Source organism: Nostoc sp. C110 (assembly GCF_043099725.1).
Taxonomy (GTDB): Bacteria; Cyanobacteriota; Cyanobacteriia; order Cyanobacteriales; family Nostocaceae; genus Nostoc; species Nostoc muscorum_A.
This window is the reverse complement of sequence record NZ_CP171148.1, coordinates 2,118,376-2,142,972: the sequence shown is the minus strand read 5'-3', so window position 1 is coordinate 2,142,972 and position 24,597 is coordinate 2,118,376. Positions and strand designations below refer to the sequence as shown.

At 40.8% G+C, this 24,597-nt stretch carries 18 protein-coding genes, 1 tRNA gene and 2 pseudogenes; 11 read left to right on the top strand and 10 right to left on the bottom strand.

Going from position 1 to position 24,597, the window contains the following annotated elements; genetic code table 11:
* Positions 1-18 precede the first annotated feature (18 nt).
* Positions 19-2,325 carry a hypothetical protein gene (locus tag ACFFRD_RS14785; protein ID WP_392482129.1) on the bottom strand — a complete coding sequence of 769 codons (2,307 nt, stop codon included), beginning with the start codon at positions 2,323-2,325 and terminating at the stop codon, positions 19-21.
* A gap of 141 nt (positions 2,326-2,466) precedes the next feature.
* On the opposite strand from ACFFRD_RS14785, the gene ACFFRD_RS14780 reads away from it, so the two are divergent.
* Positions 2,467-3,480 carry a transposase gene (locus ACFFRD_RS14780; protein WP_392481284.1) on the top strand — a complete coding sequence of 338 codons (1,014 nt, stop codon included), beginning with the start codon at positions 2,467-2,469 and terminating at the stop codon, positions 3,478-3,480.
* On the opposite strand, the gene ACFFRD_RS14775 is transcribed toward ACFFRD_RS14780, so the two are convergent.
* Positions 3,445-4,362: a caspase domain-containing protein gene (locus tag ACFFRD_RS14775; protein WP_392482128.1), complete on the bottom strand. Its 918-nt coding sequence runs from the start codon at positions 4,360-4,362 to the stop codon at positions 3,445-3,447. The genes ACFFRD_RS14780 and ACFFRD_RS14775 overlap by 36 nt on opposite strands.
* A gap of 73 nt (positions 4,363-4,435) precedes the next feature.
* Between ACFFRD_RS14775 and ACFFRD_RS14770 the strand changes: the two genes are divergently transcribed.
* Both ACFFRD_RS14770 and ACFFRD_RS14765 read left to right on the top strand, forming a co-directional pair.
* Complete coding sequence (locus ACFFRD_RS14770; protein ID WP_392482126.1) at positions 4,436-4,915, top strand: hypothetical protein; 480 nt, start codon at positions 4,436-4,438, stop codon at positions 4,913-4,915.
* Between the two features lie 360 nt (positions 4,916-5,275).
* Positions 5,276-6,655, top strand: a complete 1,380-nt coding sequence (locus ACFFRD_RS14765) for a hypothetical protein (protein WP_392482125.1) — start codon at positions 5,276-5,278, stop codon at positions 6,653-6,655.
* Between the two features lie 264 nt (positions 6,656-6,919).
* On the opposite strand, the gene ACFFRD_RS14760 is transcribed toward ACFFRD_RS14765, so the two are convergent.
* From ACFFRD_RS14760 to ACFFRD_RS14745, 4 genes are all read right to left on the bottom strand, one after another.
* A complete protein-coding gene (locus ACFFRD_RS14760) occupies positions 6,920-7,297 on the bottom strand; it encodes a GxxExxY protein (RefSeq protein ID WP_392482124.1) in 378 nt (125 codons plus the stop codon).
* Positions 7,298-7,665: 368 nt separating this feature from the next.
* Positions 7,666-7,738, bottom strand: a tRNA-Ala gene (locus ACFFRD_RS14755).
* Between the two features lie 65 nt (positions 7,739-7,803).
* Positions 7,804-8,532, bottom strand: coding sequence for an HAD family hydrolase (locus ACFFRD_RS14750; RefSeq protein ID WP_392482123.1), 729 nt, complete (start codon positions 8,530-8,532; stop codon positions 7,804-7,806).
* On the bottom strand, positions 8,529-9,416 hold the full coding sequence (locus ACFFRD_RS14745) for a class I SAM-dependent methyltransferase (RefSeq protein ID WP_114083986.1): 888 nt from the start codon (positions 9,414-9,416) through the stop codon (positions 8,529-8,531). Before ACFFRD_RS14745 ends, ACFFRD_RS14750 begins: the two co-directional genes overlap by 4 nt.
* A 375-nt stretch (positions 9,417-9,791) precedes the next feature.
* On the opposite strand from ACFFRD_RS14745, the pseudogene ACFFRD_RS14740 reads away from it, so the two are divergent.
* The 3 genes and pseudogenes from ACFFRD_RS14740 to ACFFRD_RS14730 form a co-directional block, all read left to right on the top strand.
* Positions 9,792-11,003, top strand: a pseudogene (locus tag ACFFRD_RS14740) (RtcB family protein); the annotation flags it as partial.
* A pseudogene (locus tag ACFFRD_RS14735) lies at positions 10,989-11,939 on the top strand (RtcB family protein); the annotation flags it as partial. The pseudogenes ACFFRD_RS14740 and ACFFRD_RS14735, both read left to right, overlap by 15 nt.
* Before the next feature lie 68 nt (positions 11,940-12,007).
* A complete protein-coding gene (locus tag ACFFRD_RS14730; protein ID WP_392482122.1) occupies positions 12,008-12,238 on the top strand; it encodes a hypothetical protein in 231 nt (76 codons plus the stop codon).
* Here the strand turns inward: ACFFRD_RS14730 and ACFFRD_RS14725 are convergent.
* Both ACFFRD_RS14725 and ACFFRD_RS14720 read right to left on the bottom strand, forming a co-directional pair.
* Positions 12,235-13,161 carry an Rpn family recombination-promoting nuclease/putative transposase gene (locus tag ACFFRD_RS14725; protein ID WP_392482121.1) on the bottom strand — a complete coding sequence of 309 codons (927 nt, stop codon included), beginning with the start codon at positions 13,159-13,161 and terminating at the stop codon, positions 12,235-12,237. The genes ACFFRD_RS14730 and ACFFRD_RS14725 overlap by 4 nt on opposite strands.
* A 160-nt stretch (positions 13,162-13,321) precedes the next feature.
* Complete coding sequence (locus ACFFRD_RS14720) at positions 13,322-14,623, bottom strand: dihydrolipoamide acetyltransferase family protein (protein WP_392482120.1); 1,302 nt, start codon at positions 14,621-14,623, stop codon at positions 13,322-13,324.
* Positions 14,624-15,043: 420 nt separating this feature from the next.
* On the opposite strand from ACFFRD_RS14720, the gene ACFFRD_RS14715 reads away from it, so the two are divergent.
* Positions 15,044-15,568, top strand: a complete 525-nt coding sequence (locus ACFFRD_RS14715; RefSeq protein WP_392482119.1) for a hypothetical protein — start codon at positions 15,044-15,046, stop codon at positions 15,566-15,568.
* A gap of 76 nt (positions 15,569-15,644) precedes the next feature.
* Here ACFFRD_RS14715 and ACFFRD_RS14710 read toward each other — a convergent pair whose 3' ends face one another.
* Positions 15,645-16,094, bottom strand: a complete 450-nt coding sequence (locus tag ACFFRD_RS14710) for a YlqD family protein (RefSeq protein ID WP_012412623.1) — start codon at positions 16,092-16,094, stop codon at positions 15,645-15,647.
* 42 nt (positions 16,095-16,136) lie between these two features.
* Entirely contained in the window at positions 16,137-18,086 is a 1,950-nt protein-coding gene (locus ACFFRD_RS14705; protein WP_392482118.1) for an AMP-dependent synthetase/ligase, read from the bottom strand.
* Positions 18,087-18,826: 740 nt separating this feature from the next.
* Here ACFFRD_RS14705 and ACFFRD_RS14700 point away from each other — a divergent pair.
* The 4 genes from ACFFRD_RS14700 to ACFFRD_RS14685 all read left to right on the top strand — a co-directional run bounded on the left by ACFFRD_RS14700 (position 18,827) and on the right by ACFFRD_RS14685 (position 24,595).
* Entirely contained in the window at positions 18,827-20,572 is a 1,746-nt protein-coding gene (locus tag ACFFRD_RS14700) for an IS1634 family transposase (protein ID WP_392482117.1), read from the top strand.
* A 1,123-nt stretch (positions 20,573-21,695) separates the two neighbouring features.
* Complete coding sequence (locus tag ACFFRD_RS14695; protein WP_012412621.1) at positions 21,696-22,037, top strand: CU044_2847 family protein; 342 nt, start codon at positions 21,696-21,698, stop codon at positions 22,035-22,037.
* A 6-nt stretch (positions 22,038-22,043) separates the two neighbouring features.
* Positions 22,044-22,931: a trypsin-like peptidase domain-containing protein gene (locus ACFFRD_RS14690; protein WP_392482116.1), complete on the top strand. Its 888-nt coding sequence runs from the start codon at positions 22,044-22,046 to the stop codon at positions 22,929-22,931.
* Between the two features lie 5 nt (positions 22,932-22,936).
* On the top strand, positions 22,937-24,595 hold the full coding sequence (locus ACFFRD_RS14685) for a hypothetical protein (protein WP_392482115.1): 1,659 nt from the start codon (positions 22,937-22,939) through the stop codon (positions 24,593-24,595).
* Positions 24,596-24,597: the final 2 nt, after the last annotated feature.

Sequence of the window (24,597 nt, the reverse complement as noted above, 5' to 3'; positions counted from 1 at the left end):
TGAACTACCACTGACAATCTACTGACCATCGGGACTGAACGCCAGCGCTGTGACAGGACTTGTATGACCGTTGAGGGTGTGGAGCAACTTGCCTTTTGTATCCCACACCCGTAGCGTATTGTCTGAACTGCCACTGACAATGTACTGACCATTGGGACTGAACGCCAGCGCATTGACAGCATCGGTATGACCTTTGAGGGTGTGGAGCGACTTGCCTTTTGTATCCCACATCCGTAGCGTATTGTCTGAACTGCCACTGACAATGTACTGACCATTGGGACTGAACGCCAGCGCATTGACAGCATCGGTATGACCTTTGAGGGTGTGGAGCGACTTGCCTTTTGTATCCCACATCCGTAGCGTACCGTCATAACTGGCACTGACAATGTACTGGCTATTGGGACTGAACGCCAGCGCCGTGACAAGTCCTGTATGACCGTTGAGGGTATGGAGCAACTTGCCTTTTGTATCCCACAACCGTAGCGTATTGTCTGTACTTCCACTGACAATGTACTGACCATCGGGACTGAACGCCAGCGCATTGACACGTTCTGTATGACCGGAAAAAATATTGCGCTCATGCACAGCTTCTATTGCTTCTAATAAACTAGATTGAACTTCACTCAAAACTTCCCCCAGTTGTGACTTACTTTCACCAGTTGCCCCAATTGCTGAAATTAATAACTCCACATTATCTGTCTGTATTGGCAGTAAATATTTGATATTTGTGGCTTTTTCTCGCAGATTGGCCATAGTTGCTTGTTTGCGAGACTCTAATCCAAAAATTGTAGAAGCCACTGCTCCTATAGCTACCACGCCGACAAAAGCAGCAACTGCGCCAAACCTAACCCATTTACTTGTGTTACGTTGCTGAATACTTTTCTGCACAAATTCCGATGCTAAATGCGACAGCAAACCGAGATCCCCATACTCTTGTAAGTAATTCTCTGCCTCTGCCAATTTTGATCCTGTAAACAGATAATCTTTGGACTTGTTTTTACTTTCCCACTCCTCTGATGCTGCCTCAATCTTACGCTCAACGCGGATGGCGGCTCGGTTTTCGCTTACCCAAGCACGCAGTCTTGACCAATGGCGAATCAGTGCTTCATGGGCTACATCCACCACTGTCACTGTCTTTTGACTCTCTCCCCGTGCTTGCAGTTGGGATGTTACGACTAATCTGGCATCTGTCAACTTCATTAGCACTTGTTCCACCACTTCTGCCGATTGCTGGGGGTTGACTAAATCTGTCTTAAACACCTGTCTACGCGTATCTTCTGTTCCTTCTCCCAACTGGGTTAACTCTATGAATATCCGTTTAGCAGTCAGTTGTTCTTCTTTGGAGTCGAGGGCATCATAAACTTCATCTGCCCGTTTTTGTAGCGTGCCTTTGACTCCACCAAGTCTGCTATATTCTGCCAGAGTTATGCGATTCACCTCTCGCTTACGCCACAATTCTGTTAGGGTATATTGCAACAAAGGTAAACTACCAGGGCCTTCGACATCGGCTAGCATTTGTTCTACTAGTTCCCGTTGCACTTCTAGCCCGACTTGATAGGCAGGTTGGGTAATGGCTTCTGTCAACTCCTTTTTATTCATTGGGGTGACAGTGACAAGATTTTCTTGAATTTTCTGTGCTAATCCTGCATATTCCTGTTCGGCACATTTCCCAAAGAAATCTGCCCGCATCGTCATTACCACGGTCAACAGAGAACCATTTAATGCCCCTAACAAACACTCAAAAAACTCCTGTCGCTCGTTTTCATCTTGACAGAGAGTGAAAACTTCTTCAAATTGGTCGATTACGAGGATAAGGCGCTGAGAAACTTGATTTTGTAAGGGTAGAGTGTTTGTATCAGGCTCTAGCTCATGCGGTATCCCTAATGATTGCAATGTGGCTTGAACTAATTGGGTTAATCCGCTTGTACCCTTGTTGAGTAATTCTTCTGTCTTTTCTAATTCAGATTTCGGTTTATCTGTCTGTGTTTGGGCATCCTGAACCTGGGGGGGAGTTATGTGATGTGCAAATACTCTAGCTAAACTTTTGAGGGGATGCTCTCCAGGGCAAAAAATCTTGATCGCCCATTGGTCACTTCCTCCCAATCTTTTGCCTAACTTCAGTTGATGCAGTAAACCTGCCTTGACTACACTAGACTTACCACTTCCAGAAGCCCCGACAACCGCCAAAAAATTCCCTTGCCTGATATTCTCTAAAAGCGAATCAGTTAAAACGGTGCGTCCATAGAAATATTTGGGGTCTGATTCGTTAACAGGACTTACGCAACTGGCACAGTGCGATGCCTGCGGCGGGCGTAGCCATCGCATTTATATAGTACATAAATACTATATAAAAGTGGCATACCCAAAGGAAATTGATGAAATTAGTAACAGTAATCGGCTGTGTTAAGTATTCATCAAATTATGAGAAAATTAGCTGAGGATGCATAAAATCAATCCTATAGGTTTATGAGATTTACTAAACTTAATTATTGCCAGTACTTGTTAAGTAGTCAGATTAATTATACTCTCACAAATTTGGCGGAGCATTTAGAGCAGATCAGTCACGATAAAATCAACCGTTATTTAAATAACGAAAAATTAACACCTCGGATTCTTTGGGATAATGTCAAAGATTTAATAGAAATAAATGATAATGCGTATTTGGTTTTTGATGACACAGTAATTGATAAACGATACGCTGTGGAAATAGAGCCAAGTAAACGCCAGTATAGTGGCAACGAGCATGGTGTAATTCAAGGAATTGGGCTAGTAAATTGTGTATATGTCAATCATGAAATCGGAAAGTTTTGGGTAGTTGACTATCGAATTTATGATCCAGATAGAGATGGTAAAACAAAGATAGACCATGTGATGGAGATGCTGCAAAACCTTGTGTATAATAAGTTTTTGCCATTTAAAGCTGTCTTGATGGACACTTGGTATGCCACAAATAAATTGATGTTATATATAGATGGGTTAGGTAAATATTATTATTGTCCTCTGAAACGTAATCGACTGGTTGATGATACGTCAGGTCAAAAAGATTATCAAAGAATTGAATTGTTATTTTGGGATGAAAAGGAGTTAGAATTAGGTAAACTAGTTAAAATAAAAAAGTTTCCTCAAGCTAAAAAAGTGAAACTATTCCGGGTAACTGTCTCCACCGACAGAACGGATTTTATCGCTACAAACGATATATCTCAAGATTCTACGGACGTTGTACAAAAAGTGTGTAAAGTTCGATGGAAGGTTGAAGAGTTTCACCGAGAATTAAAACAATTGACTGGCATTGAATCATGTCAATGCCGTAAAGGACGTATTCAAAGAAATCATATTGCCTGCGCTATTTTAGTTTGGCTTAGACTCAAAGATTTAGCTTATAAAACTGGTCAAACAATCTATCAAATTAAGCATGGATTGTTATCAAATTATTTAGTTCAGCAACTAAAACGTCCGGCTGTTCCCATGTTTATCGTGTAGTTGTTTGGCGCGCGGCGCGGTTACACCGTGCCATTGCTTGTGACAGTTGCGTAAGTCCTGGTTAAAATCAAAAGCTGCTAGACCCTTGTAAGGACATAACTCTGCCATTAAAACAGCACGGTCAATTTTTTCTTTTTGTCCTGTGAGGATAATTTCTCCGCCAGTGTTATGAAAGATAGGACGCTGACGGGCAGTTTTTAGCTGCTGCTTGATTAAATCAACGAGCGAGTAATTTGTCACCCAGCCTTCAGCATGACTTTCAGGTTTTAGTGCTTCTAGTAATGCGCCACTCAAAATCCCATGATTGCCACTCAGTTCTTCATAAGCGACTTCAAATCCACGAGAAGCGGTAATTAAACATCTATCCTTTGCCTCAAAACTGCCAGGATCGGCATCATGGAAACTCAATAACTCACCGCTATAACAACAATCTAACCAAACAATTTGCTGACGAACTGGGGAAGATTGTAAGAGTTTGCGTAACCAGTCTAGAGAAAGTCCCCACTGTCCAATCACAGGACAAGTATCGCTGGCAGCTAAAAAGCCTTCTGTGACTCCACCGATATCTTTGCGTAAACCATGCCCCGCAAAAAACAGCAACGCTGTATCAGGAATGCTGCGTCCAGGTGGGTTGAAAAGTTGGACAATAGCTGTTTCTAAGTCTTTGAGTGTTAACTGCTGCTGAGGATCAACAAAGCAAGACCCATCCAGATTATAAGCTGCTGGTAAACGCTCGACATGGAATTTGCCATAAGTTTCGAGGATTTGGGCTATGGCTTGGGCATCAGTTGCTGGGGCTTTGAGATGCGGCGGGCGATCGCTAGATTTTTCTATCAGCGTTGGATAGCGATTAATCCCGATCACGAGTGCTTCTCTTTCCATAACCACAAATTAATTTAAGTATTTAAGCTAGGCTAATTAATCATGTAACCAAGAAATCCTAGTAATTCTCCTTATGGAAACTACAAATCTTAACAATACTTTATTAGCTCTGTTACTAGCCCTGAAAGATTCAGAAACTCCTCTGAGTGATACGGAACAATCCGACTTATCCCAAGCTGCTGAACAACTGTCTGTCAACCCAAAAGCTTGGGAGATACTCATCGAACCCCGCTTGTTAGCAATGCTCGAAGCTAACGAACCTTTAAATCAACGGTTTCAAGCCGCTAAATCTCAATTAGATAATTTAGGTGATACAATGCCCCTCAATTTACTACCTAGCGAGGCTGAAGTAGAACAAGTTGCACCAAAGCAGAAACTTCAACCGACAACCCGTGCTATTCCACAAGTTAGCTCATCAGACTTGAGAAGCAATGAAATTACCAATATGGCTATCAGGGTTATGGCAACTCCTAATCCTTCTGAAACTGCTAAAAAATTGAGTCGCTTTGAGCAATTCCAACAATTTTTAAACCAAAATCTTGCACAAAAATAACGCTATCCTAATTCATCTATATTTGTTTTAGCCATAGCAACTTCATTCTCCTTAACCCCCCTAACTTCAAAGGTGGGGTTAATTTATTCTTTCCCTTGCGTAATTATCAATAGACTATTAAACTAATGGCAAAACATATCAAAATAGGTAAAAACTATGATTCATAATCGGTTTCAATGGACTTGAGATATCAGGCAATAAATTTATTTGTTGACTGACTGAGTGACAATATAATAGCCTTCTCCCTTAACGGATAAAAAAATTATTTATCTGTGTTTACCATCCAGAATCAAAAATCTAGAATGATTTCCTTGAATGACTGACCTCATCTATCCCACTATTGACCTCTTTCTCTATGACTTGAAATATAGTTTAGGGGATACTCCAGAAGAGATTAAGCAAAATCAACAATCTTATTACAATAAAATTCCTGAATACATTCGCCCATTATTGTTAGAAAATGGGCAAGATTTGCAAGGCGAATATGTTCATCTTCTCAAAGATGTATACGCACAGACAAAACATCATAATGAACAATATGAAGGCTATTTCTACCCTGTGCTACTCGGTGATAGTTATGGCTTACTTCTAGAGTGTGCGTTCAAAAATAAAACTAATGCTCAACCAGCTAAATGCTTTGTAGATATCAAAGCTGAAATTGAGCGAATCTTGAAGAGTCAAACAGCTACTATTGGGCAAACCTGGATGCTCTCTGGCTGGCTACCTCCTTCTCAAACTAAGAGCCAGGAAGAGATTGCTCAAGCTTGTTATCAGGCATTAATGCCCGGTTTAGATTGGGAAGGAGATTTACAAGGTCAAGGACACTTTCTCGGAGCAAATATTTTTGAACTAACTCAAAACAATCAACATTTTATTATAATAATATATCCCGATGAAGCTACTTTAGACCAATCTGGCAAATTTTATTCTGACTGGATACGTTTATTTTATTATCGGCATAAAATAGTTTGGGCTTATAGTCAAAGTCGTTTATTAAAACATTCTCTACAAACTTATTTTACTAAAATTAAAGTTGGAAGTGATGCTATTGAACAAGCTAGAAATAAAGGAAGTGAGTTAAATACATTACATAAAACATTAGTTGACGTACAAAATACACTCAATGAGTATACAAGAGAGTTAACTATACTTGATTTTCAGGGTGGTACAATTGATATTAATTTAAGTAATTATGAAAAACGTTTAGGGAGAATTAAACAAAAGTCTAACAAAATTCAATCAAATAAAGAAACAGAAGTTAAGTTTTTAACAGAGTTTAGTAAATTAGTTAAAGATAAATATCGTTTACAGATAACTAAAGACTCAGAAAACCTGGAGCGAGGTTTAAAATTACTATCAGATACCATTAATGCGGTTCGTAGCCGAGTTGAAGTAGAAAAAGCTGAACGTGATCGCAACTTTCAAACATTCGTTAGCCTTCTAGCTGCGGGATGGACTTTTGGTTCCTTTATTGCTGCTTTGCCAGGACTAGATAAAGAAAATGATAACCCTGTAAGGTCTACTCTGATCAGATCATTCCAAGTTAAAGTAAGTCCAGAATCGGCAACAAGTACACCACAGATAAAAACTACGCAACCAGTAACAAGTACACAACAGACAACCCCAAAGGAACCTTGGTGGCTAATCCCAGCTACTAAGGGAATATACACTTTTAGCGGATTTATTATCGCTATTTTAGTGCTTTTGCTTTGGCGGCGTTTATGGAGGCGATACCGTTAAAGCATTGACAGGCTATGTCTACGTACTCTAACTTCACTCACAAAATAGCTACAATAGTCAACTTTGCTCTCATCAACAGAACCATCGCCAGAAATTGCGATCGCCTACTGTCTTTCCTCCATTGTCTGAATCACGGATTTATAAGGATTACTAGATTACACGGATGATTAAGATGATGTAGATGGTGAAGTAGATAGGTTATTGGTGAGATTCTTTGGTGTGTAAGTTTTTCGGTGTGATCGTTTAATCATCCAAATCCGTGTTCTACATTACAAGCCTTTTGAATGTTAGGCTTTTACTACCAAAGTTTATCAGTAATCCAACTTCTAATTTATAGGCTTTTAAATAGTTTAGAGCTTGTGCTAGATGGACATCTTCGAGTTGGATGACGGCTTTTAGTTCTACGAGTATTTTGTTTTCAACTACAAAGTCGGCTCTGCGTGTACCGATAGGTTCGGGTAGGTTTTTATAGTAAATGTGCTGTTCTATTTCGCGGGCAAATTCTAGTTTTGCTTGACGCATCTCGTAGGCTAGGGCGCGTTGGTAGATGACTTCTTGGAAGCCGTTGCCTAAAAATGTATGGACTTCAAAGGAAGCTCCGATAATTTTTTGGGTGATGTCGGCGTATTTTAGGCTACTCATTGTCTGAATCACGGATTTTCACGGATTACAAGATGGCACAGATTCTAACTCCGTGTCATCCTTTAATCTGTCTAATCCGTGATTCAGACGTTTGAGGGATTACTGGAGCAATCACGTCTCCCAATGTTTCGCCGCTACCTTTCATTACTGCAAATGCGGGGCGCTGGGGTTGAGGGGTGGCAGGATAGATAATGACTAAAGCGATATAATTTTATATTAGGGTGGTTTAAAAGGATCGCTGCGATCGTACAACAGTTGAAGAAGTAAGTTAAGCAGCGCAAAATTGTAATGACAAATAATTTGTCGATATAGAGATTTTGACAAATATTGTGTTGCCACGGACAAATAATTTGTCGCTCTACAACAAATGGAGAATAACGGATTTGAACCGATGGCCTCTGCGGTGCGATCGCAGCGCTCTACCAACTGAGCTAATTCCCCTGAATCGTTGCTAAGTCAAGAGTAATATTACTCATTAACTCAATAGACTATCACCATAGAGTATTCTAACATTCAGTTGCCGATGGCTGAGGCTCTTTTTGAGAATAAATCTTCTGCACGCGTTCCAGTTCTAAATCACTGAGATAATCAACAGTCCAATTACAGCAGCGCTGAAGCATGTGGAATGGGTAAGTGTTCGCTACACCAACAACTTGCATCTTCGATCGCTTCGCTGCGGCAATACCTGCGGGGGTATCTTCAATTGCCAGACACTCTTGTGGTTGAAGGTTTAATTCAGGATATTCTTTATTTAGGCATTTTACTGCCAGTAAATAACCATCAGGTTCTGGTTTACTGGTGGTTATGTCATCGCCCGCAACGATAATTTTAAAATGTTGGTCTAGTTTGGCACGATGGAGTACCAATTCTATTTCTTGGCGAAGAGCGCCACTGACTAATCCTAATTTCAAATTTCGCGATCGCACCTGATATATTAAGTCTTCAACACCTGGATATAAAGGCAGTTTCTCTATTTTCTCTAACTCCACCGTATAAGCTTGGGCTTTGCGGTACAACAACTGAGTTAAGTAGTTTTCGTTGGCGACTCTACCACGATTAGCGAGTAGTTGCTGAAAACAAGCGCGATCGCTGCGTCCAAGAGAAGCTTGACGCTCACTCACCTTTTGGGGTTGGAGATTTTCTTCAATGAGAATCTCGTCGATCAGTTGTAGGTGGATTGGCTCATCGTTAATGATGACACCATTGAAATCAAAGAGAACTGCCTTTAAACTCATGCGATTATGCCAAATGCGGGAGATCCAAGTCCCTCCAAATCATTATTATCTACTGATGTGGGAGTATAACGACGGACATTTTCAGTTGCGATCGGTTTAACGCCGCCAGTTACCTGATTTATCCACCATACATCCTGCGATCGCACGGCTTCAAATCCGGCCGCACCCATATTCGCTTCTGTACTACCAGCAGCATACTCACGAATATATGGCTCTTCAAAAACATCATTAAGCCATTCTAGCTGCCGCAGAGTCTTTTGATTTCCATCTAGAATTAGTACTTGCCCTCCAGTTACTAACAACCGAAAGCTTTCCTGCAAAATTGCTAGGGACACCTCATTTGGAGTTTCGTGGAATAGCAAAGAAGCTGTCACTAAGTCAAATGTTGCATCTCTGAAACTGGTTTTTTCCGCATTTCCGTGTCGCCAGACTATCTCTAAACCAGCATTTCTAGCTTTATCTTCTGCCCTTACCAGCATATAGGGTGATAAATCCAAACCAATAACTTCCGCTTCGGGAAAAGCCCGTTTTAACATTAAAGTAGTGGAACCTGTGCCACAACCTAAGTCAAGTATGCGTCGTGGTTTTACCTTGACGGCATCAACCAAAGCTTGACGGACAATACCTTCATTAGGCGGTAGAACATATTGAGTAATCGGATCGTAAGTAACTGCTGCATTGTAAGTGAGATAGCCGCCTGTAATCCCGTGAAAGTTTTGACTGCTGTAGTACGAGGGAATTATGACATCATCTCGCCGGAAGCGATCGCATTCTTTCTCCCAGTCAATACTATCAGCGTAACGCTGTAACCCGTCTTCATCAATCAAAAGACGCACTACAGGAGATAAAAAACGTTCCCAGATTGTATCTTGACGCACTGCCATATTGTGTCAGAACTTTAAAAGCTGATTTAAACAGAGTAATTTTCTTTACAAATTTTAATATATCTAGGAAACATCTGTTTTCTCTCTCTGGTATGGACTTGACGTTTATAAATACATGGCTTACATTTGTATTACAATGATGTTACTCCCTAAAAGTAGTTTTTCAGCTTCATGAAGACCGAACGAGTTAAATGAAAGACAATAAACATTTAAATTGCTACAACTAAGTAGTATGTCAAGTTTAAATTTATGGGTAAGCAAATTAGTAGTAATGAATTTAGTGCTTACTACAAACCCTAAAAATTACTAGATAAATTATCACTACCATAGACCTAATTCAAAATCTAAAATTCAAAATTCAAAATAGAATAAATTATGCCCTACGAAAAGTTAGAAATTACCACACCAGCACCCGTTTTATCTTGGGCAAATCACTCTTTGGGCCCAGAAGAAACCAAGATGGCAAAAAATGTGGCATCATTACCATTTGTGTTTAAGCACGTGGCCTTAATGCCAGATGTCCACTTAGGTAAAGGTGCTTTAGTTGGTTCTGTAATTGCAACCAAAGAGGCAATTATCCCTGCTGCTGTCGGTGTAGATATTGGTTGCTTCATAGGAGATACCTTAATTCCTCTAGCGGATGGTAAATCTTATCGTATTAAAGACCTAATAAATTGGGGTACAGAGTTTATTGTTTATGCTTGTACGCCAACAGGAAAAATCGTTGCGGCTCAAGCAACTGCTAAGTTGACTAGACGAAATGCTCCACTCGTGAAAGTGATTCTGGATAACGGTGAAGAAATTATTTGTACTCCCGATCACCAATTCATGCTTCGAGACGGAACCTATAAAGAAGCTCAGTTACTTCAAGCAGAGACTTCCTTAATGCCCTTTTACTCCAAGACTGACAAAGATGGCTACACCCTGATTACTCAGCCATACTCCAGCAGATGGCAAAAAGCACACTGGATTATTGCCAGGTCTGGGTTACTCGGCAAAGTTCCTAGATTTGAGGGACAGAAAACAGTTATTCATCATCAGAATTTCGATGAATCTGATAATCGACCAGAAAATCTTCAATTCATGGGTAATCGCGATCATTCTGCTTACCACCGCTCTCTAGTGGAGCGTAACCAACACTGGCATTCTGCCGAATTTGAAGAAAAAAGAGTTGCTTCCCTTGCTCAAAAAGCAAAAACTCCAGAAGGATACCAATACTATGCTGAACGGGGAACTAGGAATATCCTGCAATACATGGAACAGCAACCAGAGCATTTTAAAAATGCAGTTGCAGGTAATGGTAATCGGGGTAAACAATATCTAGTTGAATATAACAAGAGTGAAAAAGGGAGAGAAAAGTCTCAAGAGATTGCTAACAGATACTATACCTGTGAGATTTGTGGTGTAGATGTCAAAACTCCAATTGGACTCCACAATCACCGCAGAAAAGAACATCAATGCAATCACAAGGTTGTAGCAGTAAATCCACTAAATTACACAGAGGATGTTTACTGTCTAACAGTACCGAAGTACCATAATTTCGCCCTGAAAGCCGGAGTATTTGTTCATAACTGCGGTATGAGCGCGATCAAAACAGCATTTACCGCCGAACAACTAGAAGGTAAACTCAAGAAAATCCGCCTGGATATTGAAGCAGCAATTCCGACTGGATTCAACGAAAATAAAGACGTTGAAAAATCCGTCAGTAACTGGCAACACTGGGATGATTTTAAAGACTTGCATCGAGGTGTGCAAGACCTACAAGGTAAAGCAATGAAACAGATGGGTTCTCTTGGTGGAGGAAATCACTTTATTGAAGTGTGCCTCGATACAGAGAATCAAGTTTGGCTGATGCTGCATTCTGGTTCGCGTAACATCGGCAATAAACTCGCCCAGTGTCATATTCACACAGCCAGAGAATTAGCAAAAATGGCAGGTAATAAATTACCTGACCCTGATTTGGCTCACTTTGTCGCTGGTACGCCAGAATTCCAGGCATATTGGCATGATTTGCAATGGTCACAAAACTATGCGCGTGTCAACCGCGATGTGATGATGGCGCGTTTTAAGCACATAGTTGAAAAACATCTGGTAGGCGGGAAAGCAACTAAACCTTTATTGCAAGTTAATTGTCATCACAATTACGCCGAAAAAGAAGTGCATTTTGACGAGGATGTATACGTTACTCGTAAGGGTGCAGTCCGGGCTCAGACTGAAGATTATGGGATTATTCCTGGTTCGATGGGAGCAAAGTCTTTCATTGTTAAGGGTAAAGGTAATGCTCACAGTTTCTGTTCTTGTTCCCACGGCGCGGGGCGTTTAATGTCTAGAAATAAGGCAAAAAATGTCTACACACTTGATGATTTGATAGAGCAAACAAATGGTGTAGAATGCCGCAAAGATGAGGGTGTACTAGATGAGATTCCAGGTGCTTATAAGCCAATAGAACAAGTAATGGCAAATCAAGCAGATTTAGTTGAAGTTGTAGCAACACTAAAGCAAGTTCTTTGTGTTAAAGGATAAATTTGTCGGGTGGGTAGTCCCACCTTTTTTCTTTTTTAAATGCAGAAGCTGGTTTTCAAAATATTCAAGTGAAGACCCAACAACTAGGTTTCTACTGCAATCTAGAGCAAGCTAAAGAATGGAATGGAGGATGGTTTCATCCTAGAGAAAATCCCTTGTTACAGGTTTCATCAGAGCAAATGGCAGAATTAAAAGCAGAGTATCGCCAAAAAATTGAAGCAGAAGCAACAGAGCAAGGTGCTTGGTATGAAAATCTGACTTTTTTTGTAACTGGTAGAAAGGTTGAGAGCAAACTCTAATTTTCTATTGTATTTAGCCAATTCATTAAATCAGCCTCACTAGCAAAATCTAGTAAGACTTCACCCAAGTTTTCTAACTGAGCTAAGGACAACTCTTGCAACTGGGATTGTAACTGAGAATTAATTGAACCAAGCCGACGAGTTAATAGACGTATCACTAGCCTTAGTTCTGATTGTCTTCCTTGTTCAAGACCTTGTTCAAGACCTTGTTCAAGACCTTGTTCAAGACCTTGTTCAAGACCTTGTTCAAGACCTTGTTCAATGCCTCGTTGTCTACCTTCTTGCAATCCTTCTTGGAGAATTTCTTGATAAATGGCAGATTCTCTCATATCTTCTCTCCTCAAAAACTGACGAATGAGTTCTGGCTCGAATACCAACCCTGCTAGAAGTTGGGTACATACCGAGATACTCTGCTTAGTGGCTGCTTCTTCAATCATACTCACCTGAACTGCTACTTGTTGCAGTAAGCTTTGAGGAGAATTTGTTCGCGCCAAAGTTGCCAGAGGTAACAAACCAGGAGATAACAATAAAGGCTCTGGGTCTTGTTCCCAAATTCGGATGATGCGATAACGATGGGTAGTATTGCGGGCAGTAAATTGATCTACAAATACAGCTTCTGAAGTTGTGGGTTTAAGGAAAATTACTACCTGCTCGATATCACAATTGTATTGTCGATATAGCCGCACCCAATAGTCCAACATCCGCAGTGGCAAGGGTGGAGTTGATGCTGGTAAGGTTTGAAACTCTAAATGCAGTATTTGATTGGCAGTTTGCAAAAAGGTTACTGAATCGGCACGAATTGGTTCTTGATTTAATTCTGTTTTGAGAATCTGGATGTCCGTTACTTCAGATGCAAGTAAGTAGCGGATAAAATCTTCTGGATACTGCTCAACCAGATATTTCAGGGTGTTATCGTATGTCACTGTGATATCAGTTTGGACATAAACTCATGTAGAGACGTGATATCGCTACATGATTTGTTCATAAAAATTTAAGTTTACGTGTTGTTTATTGTTAGCGCTACTCTACGAGAAAGGCTGTTCGCTCATAGCGCTAACATTTAAATTTGGTGTCTTTTCAAAATTACATTGTCAAAGATTGAGGATTTGTCTCAATCAATTTTGCTAAATCTTGCAAGAACGCCGCAGCATGGGCACCGTAAATAATACGGTGGTCAGAAGTAATATTCACCTGCATTTGTTGCCGCACGCCGAATAAACCGTCGGGTGTTGCTACTACTTGCGGACGGGATGCCCCGATCGCTAAAATTGAACCTTGTCCAGGCGGCAAAATCGCATCAAATTTGTCTACGCCAAACATCCCCAAATTAGACAGGGTAAAAGTTCCACTGTTGTATTCTTGGGGTTGTAGTTGTTTTGCTCTGGCACGTTCTACCAAAGACTTCCAAGTACGCGATAGAGAATAAATATCCACTGCATCTGCATTTTGCAACACAGGTGTAATTAATCCGCCATCATCCATCGCTACGGCTACGGAAATGTTGATATCAGAATGATAAACAATACCCTGGTCTGAATAGCTAGCATTTAACAATGGGTGTTTTTGCAATGTCACTGCTACAGCTTTCGCCAGTAGCGCTGTCATTGTCACGCCTTTGGATTTAATTTGTTTATAAAGTTTGTCTAATCCGTCAGTGGTAATTGTATAACCGACACGGAAGACGGGCACGGATATGGTGGCTACCATGTTCCGCACTACGGCATTTTGGAAGGTAGTTAGAGGTACGATTTGACCAGGAACAGCAGCTACCACTGGCGCGGGTGCTGGTGTCCGAGATGCTGGGGATGCAACTGGGGCGCTGGTTGGTACAGCTGCTGGTGGGGCAACTGGGGCAGTGGCGGGTTGTTTGCCCTTATTGGACAATGCTTCTACATCTTCAGCGACAATACGACCGTGGGGGCCACTGCCTTGGAGTGTAGTTAAATCAACTTTGAGTTCTTTGGCTAATTTGCGGGCACGGGGTGAAACTACAAGTCTGCCTTCTTTGTGATTAGAGCCGTTTTGAGACGCTAAGGCAGGTGTTACAACTGAGGCTGTGGCGTGGATTGGTTCAGGGGCAGAGGTAGTAGTAGCAGCCACGCCAGAGGAATTGGCAAGAGATTTCGCCTGTTCAATTTCAGCTTCAGTTTCGGCTATGAAGGCGATCGCAGATCCTACCGGGGCAGTTTCACCAGCTTCAACTATGATATGGGCAAGAAAGCCTTCATAAAAGGTTTCTACATCCATATCTGCTTTATCTGACTCTACAACCACCACTGTTTCGCCTTTTTCCACTTTGTCCCCTGGCGATTTCACCCAGGAGACGATTTTGCCTTCCGTCATGGTGGAACTCAGCGCCGGCATAAATACTTCATGAATGCTCATAGGGTGGTTTGGAAATCAATGGTTTATGGACTTTAACAGCTTTCATCAGATCGAATTGTATCTTGGCAGGAGAGTTTTGGGCTGGAGATTTTATATTTTAGATTGGGAATAGGGAATTGGAAATTGGTATTGGGAGAGTTCCTAACTCTTAACCCCAGGAACCTAAATGTAAATTGGATGTCTATAAATAATACAGAGCAGAGCAATCCTTAGGGGTTAGCCAATATCTCGATCTCGTTTTAATCGTTGACTTGCAAAAACCACCATGAGTTTCTACAGATTAAATGGGATTGCTATTTATACATCCTCATACCGGATGCTTAAGATACAAGAGCTGCTCACAGGTAGAGGATATGGAATGCAGTTCAATCTAGAATTCAAAATTGGTAATAAACCTATTTGAAATTCCTGTTTACTTTTATGTCGGCAAAGCTAAAATTCTTTTTGATTGTGATATTAGGTATCTTTGCCACTGCTGGCGCTGGAGTATATATTACCCAGCGCCAGCAATCTGCACCGATTGTTGAGACTAGTTATGGTCAAACCCAGCAGGTGAGAGCAATACATCAATCTCAAGAGGTTGTGGCATACCCAGAGCGCTCTAACTATAAAACTATACCTTTAGAAAATATCAACTCATCTCTCCAAGGAAGCGATCCTGCTACCCTTGCTCTGAATGCCTTTGACAACATAGCAGCAGTGGGAGGAACGCGAAAGGTAGAGGTAGCTTATCCACAACGAAATCAGGCTTTAGTGACGATTACCCAATTCAAGCAGGGTGATGATGCAGTTAGTGCAGTTAAATATCGAGTTGAGATGTCAGCCTTCGGGCGATCGCTATTTATTAGTTCTCCTCCAGTCTGGCAAATTGTTTGGGCTGGCTCCCAGGTAGAATGTTCGGCTGGGAGCCTCTCCCGCACTAAGTTAAATCACATTTGTCATTAGTCATTGGTCATTGGTCATTAGTTATTAGTCATTGCTCACAAAACAAATGACAACGGACAAATGACAAATGACAAATTTAAATGTCGCCGCGAATTTCTTCTACAACGCCATCGCGCAGAACGATTTCTACTTGCATTTTGCTAATCAGGTTATCTCCTATCTCTACCCGGAAAAAGCCTTCCATTTGGAATTGGTTGACTTCTTGATCTTGCTGGAGAAACTGCACTTGCTGGAGATTTTGCAGCAACTGATTTTTTTGTTCTAGAAATTCACTTTTCTTTTGATTGACTTGGAGTTGGATATTGTCAATCTGTTGGAGGGTCTGGGGCCCGGGTGGTTGCAGACTCTGCTTTTGAATTGCTGCGATCGCTCTTTGTCCTTCTACGTCTAGCTGTTGCAGTTGCTGATCGAGTTGATTGATCTGGGTTTGTAACTGCTGTTGTACTTCCTCTTTCCAAAGGGGAGTCACAATAACTTTGACGTTAACGACGCGTTTCAGAAGCAAATTAGATTTGGAGACATCCATAAATATTTCACGTTCACTCTTTACAGTTGGGAGGTGGAATTATCAGGCAAACATGCCGTCAATAATATCGCGATAACGTTCCGTGACGATATGTCGGCGAACTTTTAGTGTTTGTGTCATCAAACCATTTTCGATAGAAAACGGTTCTAGAATGAGTTTGAATGTCCCAATGCGGTCATCCGGTCGATAGCCTGGACGATTTTGCACTTCTCGATTCAATTCTTGCCGAAATAAATCCTGGATCATTCTACTCTCCAAGTCAATTTTTTGACTAGGTGAAGAAGTGGCCGGATCGTTCTGCGCCCATTTTTCTAGGGCTTCGACATTGGGGACAATCAAGGCTCCCAGGCTGCGCTGATCTTGGCCGACGAGCATAATTTGATCGATGTAGGGCGATCGCAAACACGCGTCTTCGATCGGCTGCGGCTCGATGTTTTCCCCGTTAGTCAATACAATCGTATCCTTTGCTCTGCCAGTCAGCACTAAGTCGTTTTGTGGTGTCAACCAGCCCAAATCGCCGCTATCAAACCAACCTTCAGCATCAATTGCTTTCGCTGTCGCTTCCGGATTTTGGTAATAGCCTTGCATAATTTGTGGGCCCCTCAACAATACTAAGCCTCGCTTCTCTATTGGCAAAGGCGCTTTTGTCTCAGGATCTACGATTTTAGCTTCTGTAGCAGGGAGTGGTAGTCCTGATGCACCAATCAAATTTCGCCAAGGACGGCGCACATGGGTAACAGGAGAAGTTTCTGTCAAACCATAGCCTTGCAAAATCTGCACACCAATAATTTCAAAGAAGTTATCGATGTGCCTGGGAAGCGCACCACCGCCGCTAATCATCTGCTTGACGTGTCCTCCTGTGGCTTCTCGCACCTTGGCATAAACTAGTCGTTCTCCCAAGGCGTGGAGGGGTAATAAAGCCAATGCTTGGATCTTAGCTGCTAATCGTTCGATGGGTGAAGCATGAAGATTATTTAAATCCAATCCCTGAGCAACTCGCCGCGCTTTAATATATTTGTCGCTAATGCCCAACAAAAAGTTAATTAGGCGTTGTTTTTTGGCTGGTTGTTCGCGGAACTGCTTTTGCACTCCTTCATAAATCGATTCCCACAGACGGGGCACGCCCACCATATAATTAGGTTTAAATTGTCTCAAATCTCCTTTCACAGAACGCAAGTTGGTATAAACTTGCGTGCAACCTTGAGATAGTAGGTAATATTCAACAGTCCGCTCGTAGCTATGCCACGAAGGTAGAATACTGAGAACAATGTCGCCCGCATTTGGTTGTAATACTGTGCCAAAGGTTGTTATTTGGTGCATCAAATTGCTATAAGATAGCATCACACCCTTCGGTTTTCCTGTAGTACCAGAGGTATAAATTAGGGTTGCCAAAGCATCACGATTTTGTTTAACTGGCACAAAATTATGATTTTTCCCAATTTCGATCAACTGTGCAAAATTCAGCACCTTTAGAGTTTCGCCCGTTGGTGGTGCTTCATCTGAAACTAAGATTGCAAACTGAATTGGTAAATCGTTGAGACGGTCTTGTAGTTTTTTAAGTGTCTTTAAATCCTCAACTACTATTGCTGTACTGCCGCTATTAGCGATGATAAACAGCAATTCTTCTTTTTCCGCTTGGGAACTACGCACCGCATCAACTGCACCAGCAGTCATTATGCCTTGATCGGCAATAAACCACCGGGGACTGTTGTCAGAAATTAAGGAAATGCGATCGCCTAACTTCACTCCCAACGCCTGTAACCCAGCAGCAAATAATTGTATTTGCTCCGCTAACTGTGTATAAGTAATCACAATTTCTGGTTTGGCGTGAGGACTGCGGAGGGCAACAACATCACCAAATCGTTGAGATGCCAAAGGCCAAACTTCTGGTAGCGATTCCACATTTGTGTAATCTACCAACCGCTTTAATGCCTCACGTTCTTGCTCACTGATGTTAGATAAAAAAGAAGACGCGGTTTGGGTTTTTGACATAACACCTTACCTAAATATCGTAAATTAATTGTTTTTCCAGTTTATTTTGTTATCCCGCTACAATAACCGTCCTTATTATCCACATTCCCTTCTGTGTATAATAATTCCAGAAATTCCACGTTTATATTTACAAAAATTTATGTTAAAGTTATTTTACATAGAGTGCAAGCAATAGATGGACTGAAGGTCAATCCTACACATAATATTATGCTTGCACCTCAAAACAGCGACCGCCTATTTTTCACAGGAGATGATTACCTATGAATTTGATAGACGCTATACTGCTAACGCTGCTCAATATTACTATTTGCATAGCGTTTCCTAAGCTTGTAGCAATCTTTCTGGCTGATAAAACCAAACTTAATGGAGTGTCGCGGAACGGTTCAAAATTGCAAATAGCCAAAATTGAACTTACGAGTTTTCCTTATTGTACAGTGTACTCATTAACAGGTAGTCAATACTGCAAATTCAGTCCTGATTTTTGTTCTAAGTGTTCTCCAAATTGATGGATTGTTTGCCAAATTGGAAAAATTTATTTTTTTCCAACACCTATATTTTTGCATTCCAAATGATAGTTTATGTGTCTACTTATTCAAGCGATGTCTACGATGAGCTACGCTAACTGTGCGTTCGCTGATTTTAAGGCAGTCAAAGGAATTAATTCCTTGAGGGGTAATGATTAAGAGGATTTTTGAAGCAACTCCTGATGAGAGTGGATTTGGGGGTAGTTTGAGTAGAGGATGATGTCAGGTGGTGGTGCATCGATGAGTGAGACAGAAGTAAAAATAAGCTCCGAGCGGATAGACGATATTCCATTAATAGTTAAATGGCTTGCTCAGATAGAGATAGCCAAACATATCGACCAAAAACTGAAGAAGCCGCACGGAAACCACCAAGGAATGAGCTACGGGCAGTTGAGTGTATTATTACTAACGTATATAATCACTCAATCAGACCATCGGTTATGTGCAGTCGAAGAATGGGTAGAAACACATCGAAAGATTTTGGAATTGACAACGGGGTGGTCGATAGGAAACAAAGATGTCAGTGATGACCGATTGGGAAGGGTAGTAGAAGAATTAGGCAAGCAATCACTTGCTAGACAAGAAATAGAAATTAAATTAGGAAGGCAGATAATTAGAGCATACGAATTACCGACAAAAATTGCACGCACAGACACAACAAGCTTCAGTGTAAATCATGAAAACACAAGTCATCTAGAAGACAATCTATTGCGTCATGGCTACTCCAAAGATAAACGCCCAGACTTATTGCAATATCGTCAGTTACTAGCAACGCTCGACCCGATGGGAATGCCCTTAGTCAGCGCCACTCTTGAAGGCAATGGAGCCGATGACCCTTTATATTTTCCCACCTGGCAAAAGATACAAAAAGTAATTGGGCACAAACATTTTGTCTTCATCGCTGACTGTAAGGCTGGTTCGATCTCAACCCGTGCCAACATCGCATTAAATGGAGGATTTTACTGTGTTCCCTTGCCAATGAGCGGACAAAACCCCCAATTGCTCAAACAATGGGTAAAACAATCATCAACAGAAATCATCGATATTCGTTTACCCCAACAAGAAGAACAAGAAACTGCTGTTGGTAAAGGTTTTGAGGTTGAGTTGGGTAAGTTTTGGTTAAATCCAGAAACAAATAAATGGGTTCGTTGGCACGAACGCTATTTGGTAGTTTATTCCCACAAGCTTGCTCTAGGAGCGATTGATAGTCAAAACAAACGCATCAATCAAGCTCAACTTGCCTTGGAGAAATTAGCCAATAAACCAGGAACCGAGCTAGATGTGCTTACTTATAAGGTTGAGAATATCCTCAAACGCCATCGCGTTACTGATTTTTTCTCAACTACGATTACAGAACAAACACGAACAGAAACTCGCCATCAAAGACGAGGACGACCCTCAAAAAATACTCTACAACAACAGGTTACTTCGACACGGCTTCAACTCCAAATTGAGAAAATTGATAGTGCAATTGTTGAAGCAGAAATTTTGGCTGGTTGGCGATTGTACGTAACTAATGCACCTACCGAACAGCTAACTTTATCTGAGTCGGTAATGTATTACCGAGACGAATGGCTTCTTGAACGCGGTTTTCATCGCTTTAAAAGGGGTTCTTTGCCTGCTTTACCGATTTACTTCCAGAATCAAAACCGAATCACTGGCTTGATGTTTTTATTAAACATTGCTTTGCGCGTTTTTACCCTTATGGAGTTTGTTGTCAGGCAGGCACTTCAACAAGCTGAAGATTCTTTGCAAGGTCTTTATGATGGCAATCCCAAACGAAAAACTCCTCGTCCTTCTGCCGAACAAATGCTTAAGGCTTTTTGTCACCTAACTCTTTACTTCCTCCCTGATTCTACGGTCTTCATTACCCCTATTAACCAGCTTCAAAAACAGATTCTTTTATTGATGAAAATCCCTGAATCCATTTATGAGCTTGAACTTAAGCCCTGTAAGACATAATTCTCACTCACAAGGTCAAAATGAGCGAACGTCCAGACGCTAACGCTGATTCGACTATGATTGCTGAAACTCTTATGCTGTAAGTATTTATCATTTTCATACAAGCTTATTGAACAGTACGTACATAATTTCACAGTGCGATCGTGTCGTTCAGTAGCGATCCTATTTGATTTGTAAGAATTGCAACCCGCAGATCCCCGACTTCTTTAAGAAGTTGGGGATCTTTGTTTCTCAGAAAGGATTCAGGATGGCTAAAAAGATTGCAAAATCGCGATAAATCGCATCTTTTGTCTTAAACAAAGAGTATTACTAAACCCGCTAAGACTCGAAATCAAGGCTAAAAACTACTTGAAACTCTTAGGCTTGCACTATACCTTGGTTTCCTCGCCAGAGTTTAACTCAGTATAATTACTAATTGAAGTTAGAGTACATATATAACTAATATAACCATTAATATATTAATTGTTAAATCTATTACATGAGAGTCAAACAGCTTTAACGCCCAAACAGCCGAAAGTTGGTCAGTTTATTAAGAAACTTCACAAACTTCTAGAATTGACCCAAGAAAAGTTTGCAGCAAGCATTGTTCGTAGTAAGCGATGAATTGCTCATGGCAAGACTACAAACTTTATATATGCACCTGCCTATTTAGAGGATGTTTTAAAAGTCCCCTTATCGGTATCAAAAGTTCAGATCCCCCTAAATCCCCCTTAAAAAGGGGGACTTTAATTCCGGTTTCCCCCCTTTTTAAGGCAGGGCCGTTTCATTCCCTAAAAGGCTCTGATTTACAAGCGTTTCAGGCAAAAAAGTCAGGTGACTAAAAAATCTGATTGGGCAAGAAAATCGCGATCACACTGAAATTTAGTCGTTGAGGTGGTAGCTTTTCGATTAGCAAATCAAGCAAACTTCTAACTCCTACTCTTGACAAAATCTCTAAGAGATCGAATGAAACAGCCCTGCCTTTTTAAGGTGGGTTAGGGGGGATCTAGAAGTACTTAAAAGCACAGCCAATTACTTTTAAAACAACCTCTTACATTAAAAGAAGGTTATGTCAAAAAAACTTCTGCAAACTATCTTGATTATTTACACATTCAACTATTAATTGAAACTAACAGGTCTTACCATGATTCGGAAACAGATAACAGAGTTTTCTCTAGAAGACGGCACAAAGTTTTTAGCTGAAGTTGATGAGCCAGAAAATAGCAATTCTCTTGTACGTGTTGCCAGACCCGATGCTGGACAAATAGTAGTTGAAGCTAAAAAGAAATTTGATGAAGTATTGGATCAAATACAACCTGTAGCTTCAGCAATTATCATCAAACTGAGTCAGCTTAATACACCAGCCGATGAGGTAGAGGTGAAATTTGGTATTAAGTTAAATGCTGTTGCGGGTGCAATTTTCACTTCTGTAGGTGGTGAGGCTAACTACGAAATTACCTTGAAATGGAAGCAAGACAAGGCATAGTAACGTATGGCATCGATTGCAGATAATTATATTCCAGCTTTTAGATCAGCGATCGCTCGGATTTTTCATCCTAACGGTGCGGTAGTTGGTCTAGGTTTTTTAGTGTCAGGGCGAAGTCAAAATTATATCCTGACATGCGCTCACGTTGTTACCTCAGCTCTATCTTTACCAGAAGATATAGTTGAAGCTCCTATTAATGATATTTACTTAGATTTCCCTCTAATTACATCGGGACAAAAGCTAAAAGCTAAAGTTGTTTTTTGGCAACCTGTTGTCAACAACGTATCAACCTCCGAACCTGAAGATATAGCTGGGTTGAAAATAGAAGAGCAGTTACCTCATGAAGCGCAACCTATCAAGCTCATCTGGGCTAATAATGTTTGGGGGCATCCTTTTCGCATATTTGGTTTTCCTCACGGACACAATGATGGCGTTTGGTCTACAGGGGTATTGCGAGACGCGCAAGGAAAGGGATGGGTGCAATTGGAAGATAGCAAGGTAACTGGCTACAGGATAGAACCGGGCTTTAGTGGTGCGCCTATATGGGATGAAACCCTTGCAGGAGTGGTTGGTATGGCTGTAGCGGCGGAGAAACAGCGAGAAGATATCAAGACTGCTTTTATGATTCCGGCGGACGTATTGAGCAAAGCATGGGATGAAATAACCTTGCCGATTTCATCAAATGCACATACTCAGAATAGCCCCAGCCGGGTACAACAACTCAAAATCAAAACTTTGCAACAACGCTTTGAGGTTCTAAGCAGTGACTACGAAGCAGCTTACAACCAACTTAACTATACACTCGCGGCGAGCGATCGCAATATCATTCAACGCCAAATCAACACCATACTCCAAGAACTCGGTCGAGTAGAAAGCGAACTTAATGCCATTTAAATGCAATGAAAAATTCCTTATATTTACGAAAGAAGTCTCTTGAGCAGTTAATAGCCCGTTTAACCACTGACATTGAAAGTCTCAGCAACCAAATAGGGTGGACGCTAAATAATGTACAGAAAGATCAATTAGAAAGGCAACTTGAGGATAAATTTAAGGAAATAGAAAAAGCTGAATCAGAGTTAAGCAAGCTAAATCAAGAAACTCTAGAGCAAGTTGATCCTAATAAAATCCCATTCACTAATCGGGATGCTGCAATTAGTGATATTACAGCAAATAATTCTCCTACTTATCGTCTGATAACGGCTCCTAAAGGTTATGGAAAAACAGCATTTCTCAAACAGATCCAGAAGCGCTTTCAAGAATTACAATGGTGTTGCGCTTATGCTTCCATGTCTGGAGATCAAAATATTGAAGACTTAGAAAAAGAATTAGCCATTTCTCTTAATCTTCAGATTGAAGAAGGAAATGAGTTGCCTTGGGGAGAACGCTTAGGTTTATTATTACATAGAAATTGGGCTAGGTGGCAATCGCAGGGGCAAAAAGGTATTGTACTGCTAATCGATCTGGATGGAAATGCCCCACAAAAACAACGTTTAAACGAAATTTTTGATCAACTTAAAGAATTGGGATGGAGAATTGAAAAGTGTTTGAAAGAATTACAATTCTTTAAAGATAATTCCAAGAGTCTTCGAGTTGTAATTGCAGCCCGATGTCTTACCGATCTTCCCTCAGATCGGATTTTTCCTAAACTAATCCTTTCGCCTTTTAATTGGGAAGTAATTCAGGATACCGCAACAAAATATCTCAAGCCGATTGAGATGACTTCTGAAAGTCTTGCACTACTAGCAGGACACTTACTTTATCTAACTGGCGGACATCCAGGGGGAATTGCTGAAGCCCTAAAAGATTATCGAGGTGGTGGTTACACAGTTAATTTATTTTTAAAAAGTTATGGAAGTAAATTATGGGAAAGAACTCTCAAACATTGTAGAGATCAGATTAAAGAAAGCTTGACTAAAGAAAATAATCATCTCTATGAATCTATTGAGAAACTGAGTATATTTCCCATACTAAATGGCACTTGGATATTAAAGGAAGCTGTCAGAAGATTTCAGTTACCTTTCAGTGATGATAGTTTTAAACTAAACGAAGAACTGACAAAAACATCAATTTTTACCCGTGATAAAACGATTATCAAAGATGGAATGACCCGTCGGCTGCTAGTTATTGGTCTACTTCGAGAAAGTTCGCCTGATAGCTTTCAAAAGCTTTGTAGTGAAGCAGCTCAAATTTGTTGGGAATATGTTCACGAGCTTAAATCCAAGAATAATTCTGCTGTGGCAGGAACTTGGTCAATGCAGTATTTTTTTCAAAGTCTTCAGCAACATGCTGGATTTATCAATTATGGTACTGATAGTCTGACTTATCGAAAAGAACTTCGTAAAACTTTCTTTGATGAAACTGTTGAAGAAACTATTGGAATATTCCGCAATACAGACCGAGAGCAAACCCATGAATTTCTGTCTACGCTTAAATCTGAAGTAGAGCATGACTGGGAATTTCAATTTCTTGTAAATTACTATCTCCACAATGACGAATATAATGATACACCCTATAGATGTTTAATTCATAAGCTTGATGAAGCTATTCAAAATAATTAACT

Bases quoted from the DNA above. Each gene is read 5' to 3' on its own strand.
- ACFFRD_RS14785 (WP_392482129.1), bottom strand. From the start codon at position 2,325: ATGCGATGGCTACGCCCGCCGCAGGCATCGCACTGTGCCAGTTGCGTA.
- ACFFRD_RS14780 (WP_392481284.1), top strand. From the start codon at position 2,467: ATGAGATTTACTAAACTTAATTATTGCCAGTACTTGTTAAGTAGTCAG.
- ACFFRD_RS14775 (WP_392482128.1), bottom strand. From the start codon at position 4,362: ATGGAAAGAGAAGCACTCGTGATCGGGATTAATCGCTATCCAACGCTG.
- ACFFRD_RS14770 (WP_392482126.1), top strand. From the start codon at position 4,436: ATGGAAACTACAAATCTTAACAATACTTTATTAGCTCTGTTACTAGCC.
- ACFFRD_RS14760 (WP_392482124.1), bottom strand. From the start codon at position 7,297: ATGAGTAGCCTAAAATACGCCGACATCACCCAAAAAATTATCGGAGCT.
- ACFFRD_RS14750 (WP_392482123.1), bottom strand. From the start codon at position 8,532: ATGAGTTTAAAGGCAGTTCTCTTTGATTTCAATGGTGTCATCATTAAC.
- ACFFRD_RS14745 (WP_114083986.1), bottom strand. From the start codon at position 9,416: ATGGCAGTGCGTCAAGATACAATCTGGGAACGTTTTTTATCTCCTGTA.
- ACFFRD_RS14720 (WP_392482120.1), bottom strand. From the start codon at position 14,623: ATGAGCATTCATGAAGTATTTATGCCGGCGCTGAGTTCCACCATGACG.
- ACFFRD_RS14715 (WP_392482119.1), top strand. From the start codon at position 15,044: ATGTCGGCAAAGCTAAAATTCTTTTTGATTGTGATATTAGGTATCTTT.
- ACFFRD_RS14710 (WP_012412623.1), bottom strand. From the start codon at position 16,094: ATGGATGTCTCCAAATCTAATTTGCTTCTGAAACGCGTCGTTAACGTC.
- ACFFRD_RS14705 (WP_392482118.1), bottom strand. From the start codon at position 18,086: ATGTCAAAAACCCAAACCGCGTCTTCTTTTTTATCTAACATCAGTGAG.
- ACFFRD_RS14700 (WP_392482117.1), top strand. From the start codon at position 18,827: ATGATGTCAGGTGGTGGTGCATCGATGAGTGAGACAGAAGTAAAAATA.
- ACFFRD_RS14695 (WP_012412621.1), top strand. From the start codon at position 21,696: ATGATTCGGAAACAGATAACAGAGTTTTCTCTAGAAGACGGCACAAAG.
- ACFFRD_RS14690 (WP_392482116.1), top strand. From the start codon at position 22,044: ATGGCATCGATTGCAGATAATTATATTCCAGCTTTTAGATCAGCGATC.
- ACFFRD_RS14685 (WP_392482115.1), top strand. From the start codon at position 22,937: ATGAAAAATTCCTTATATTTACGAAAGAAGTCTCTTGAGCAGTTAATA.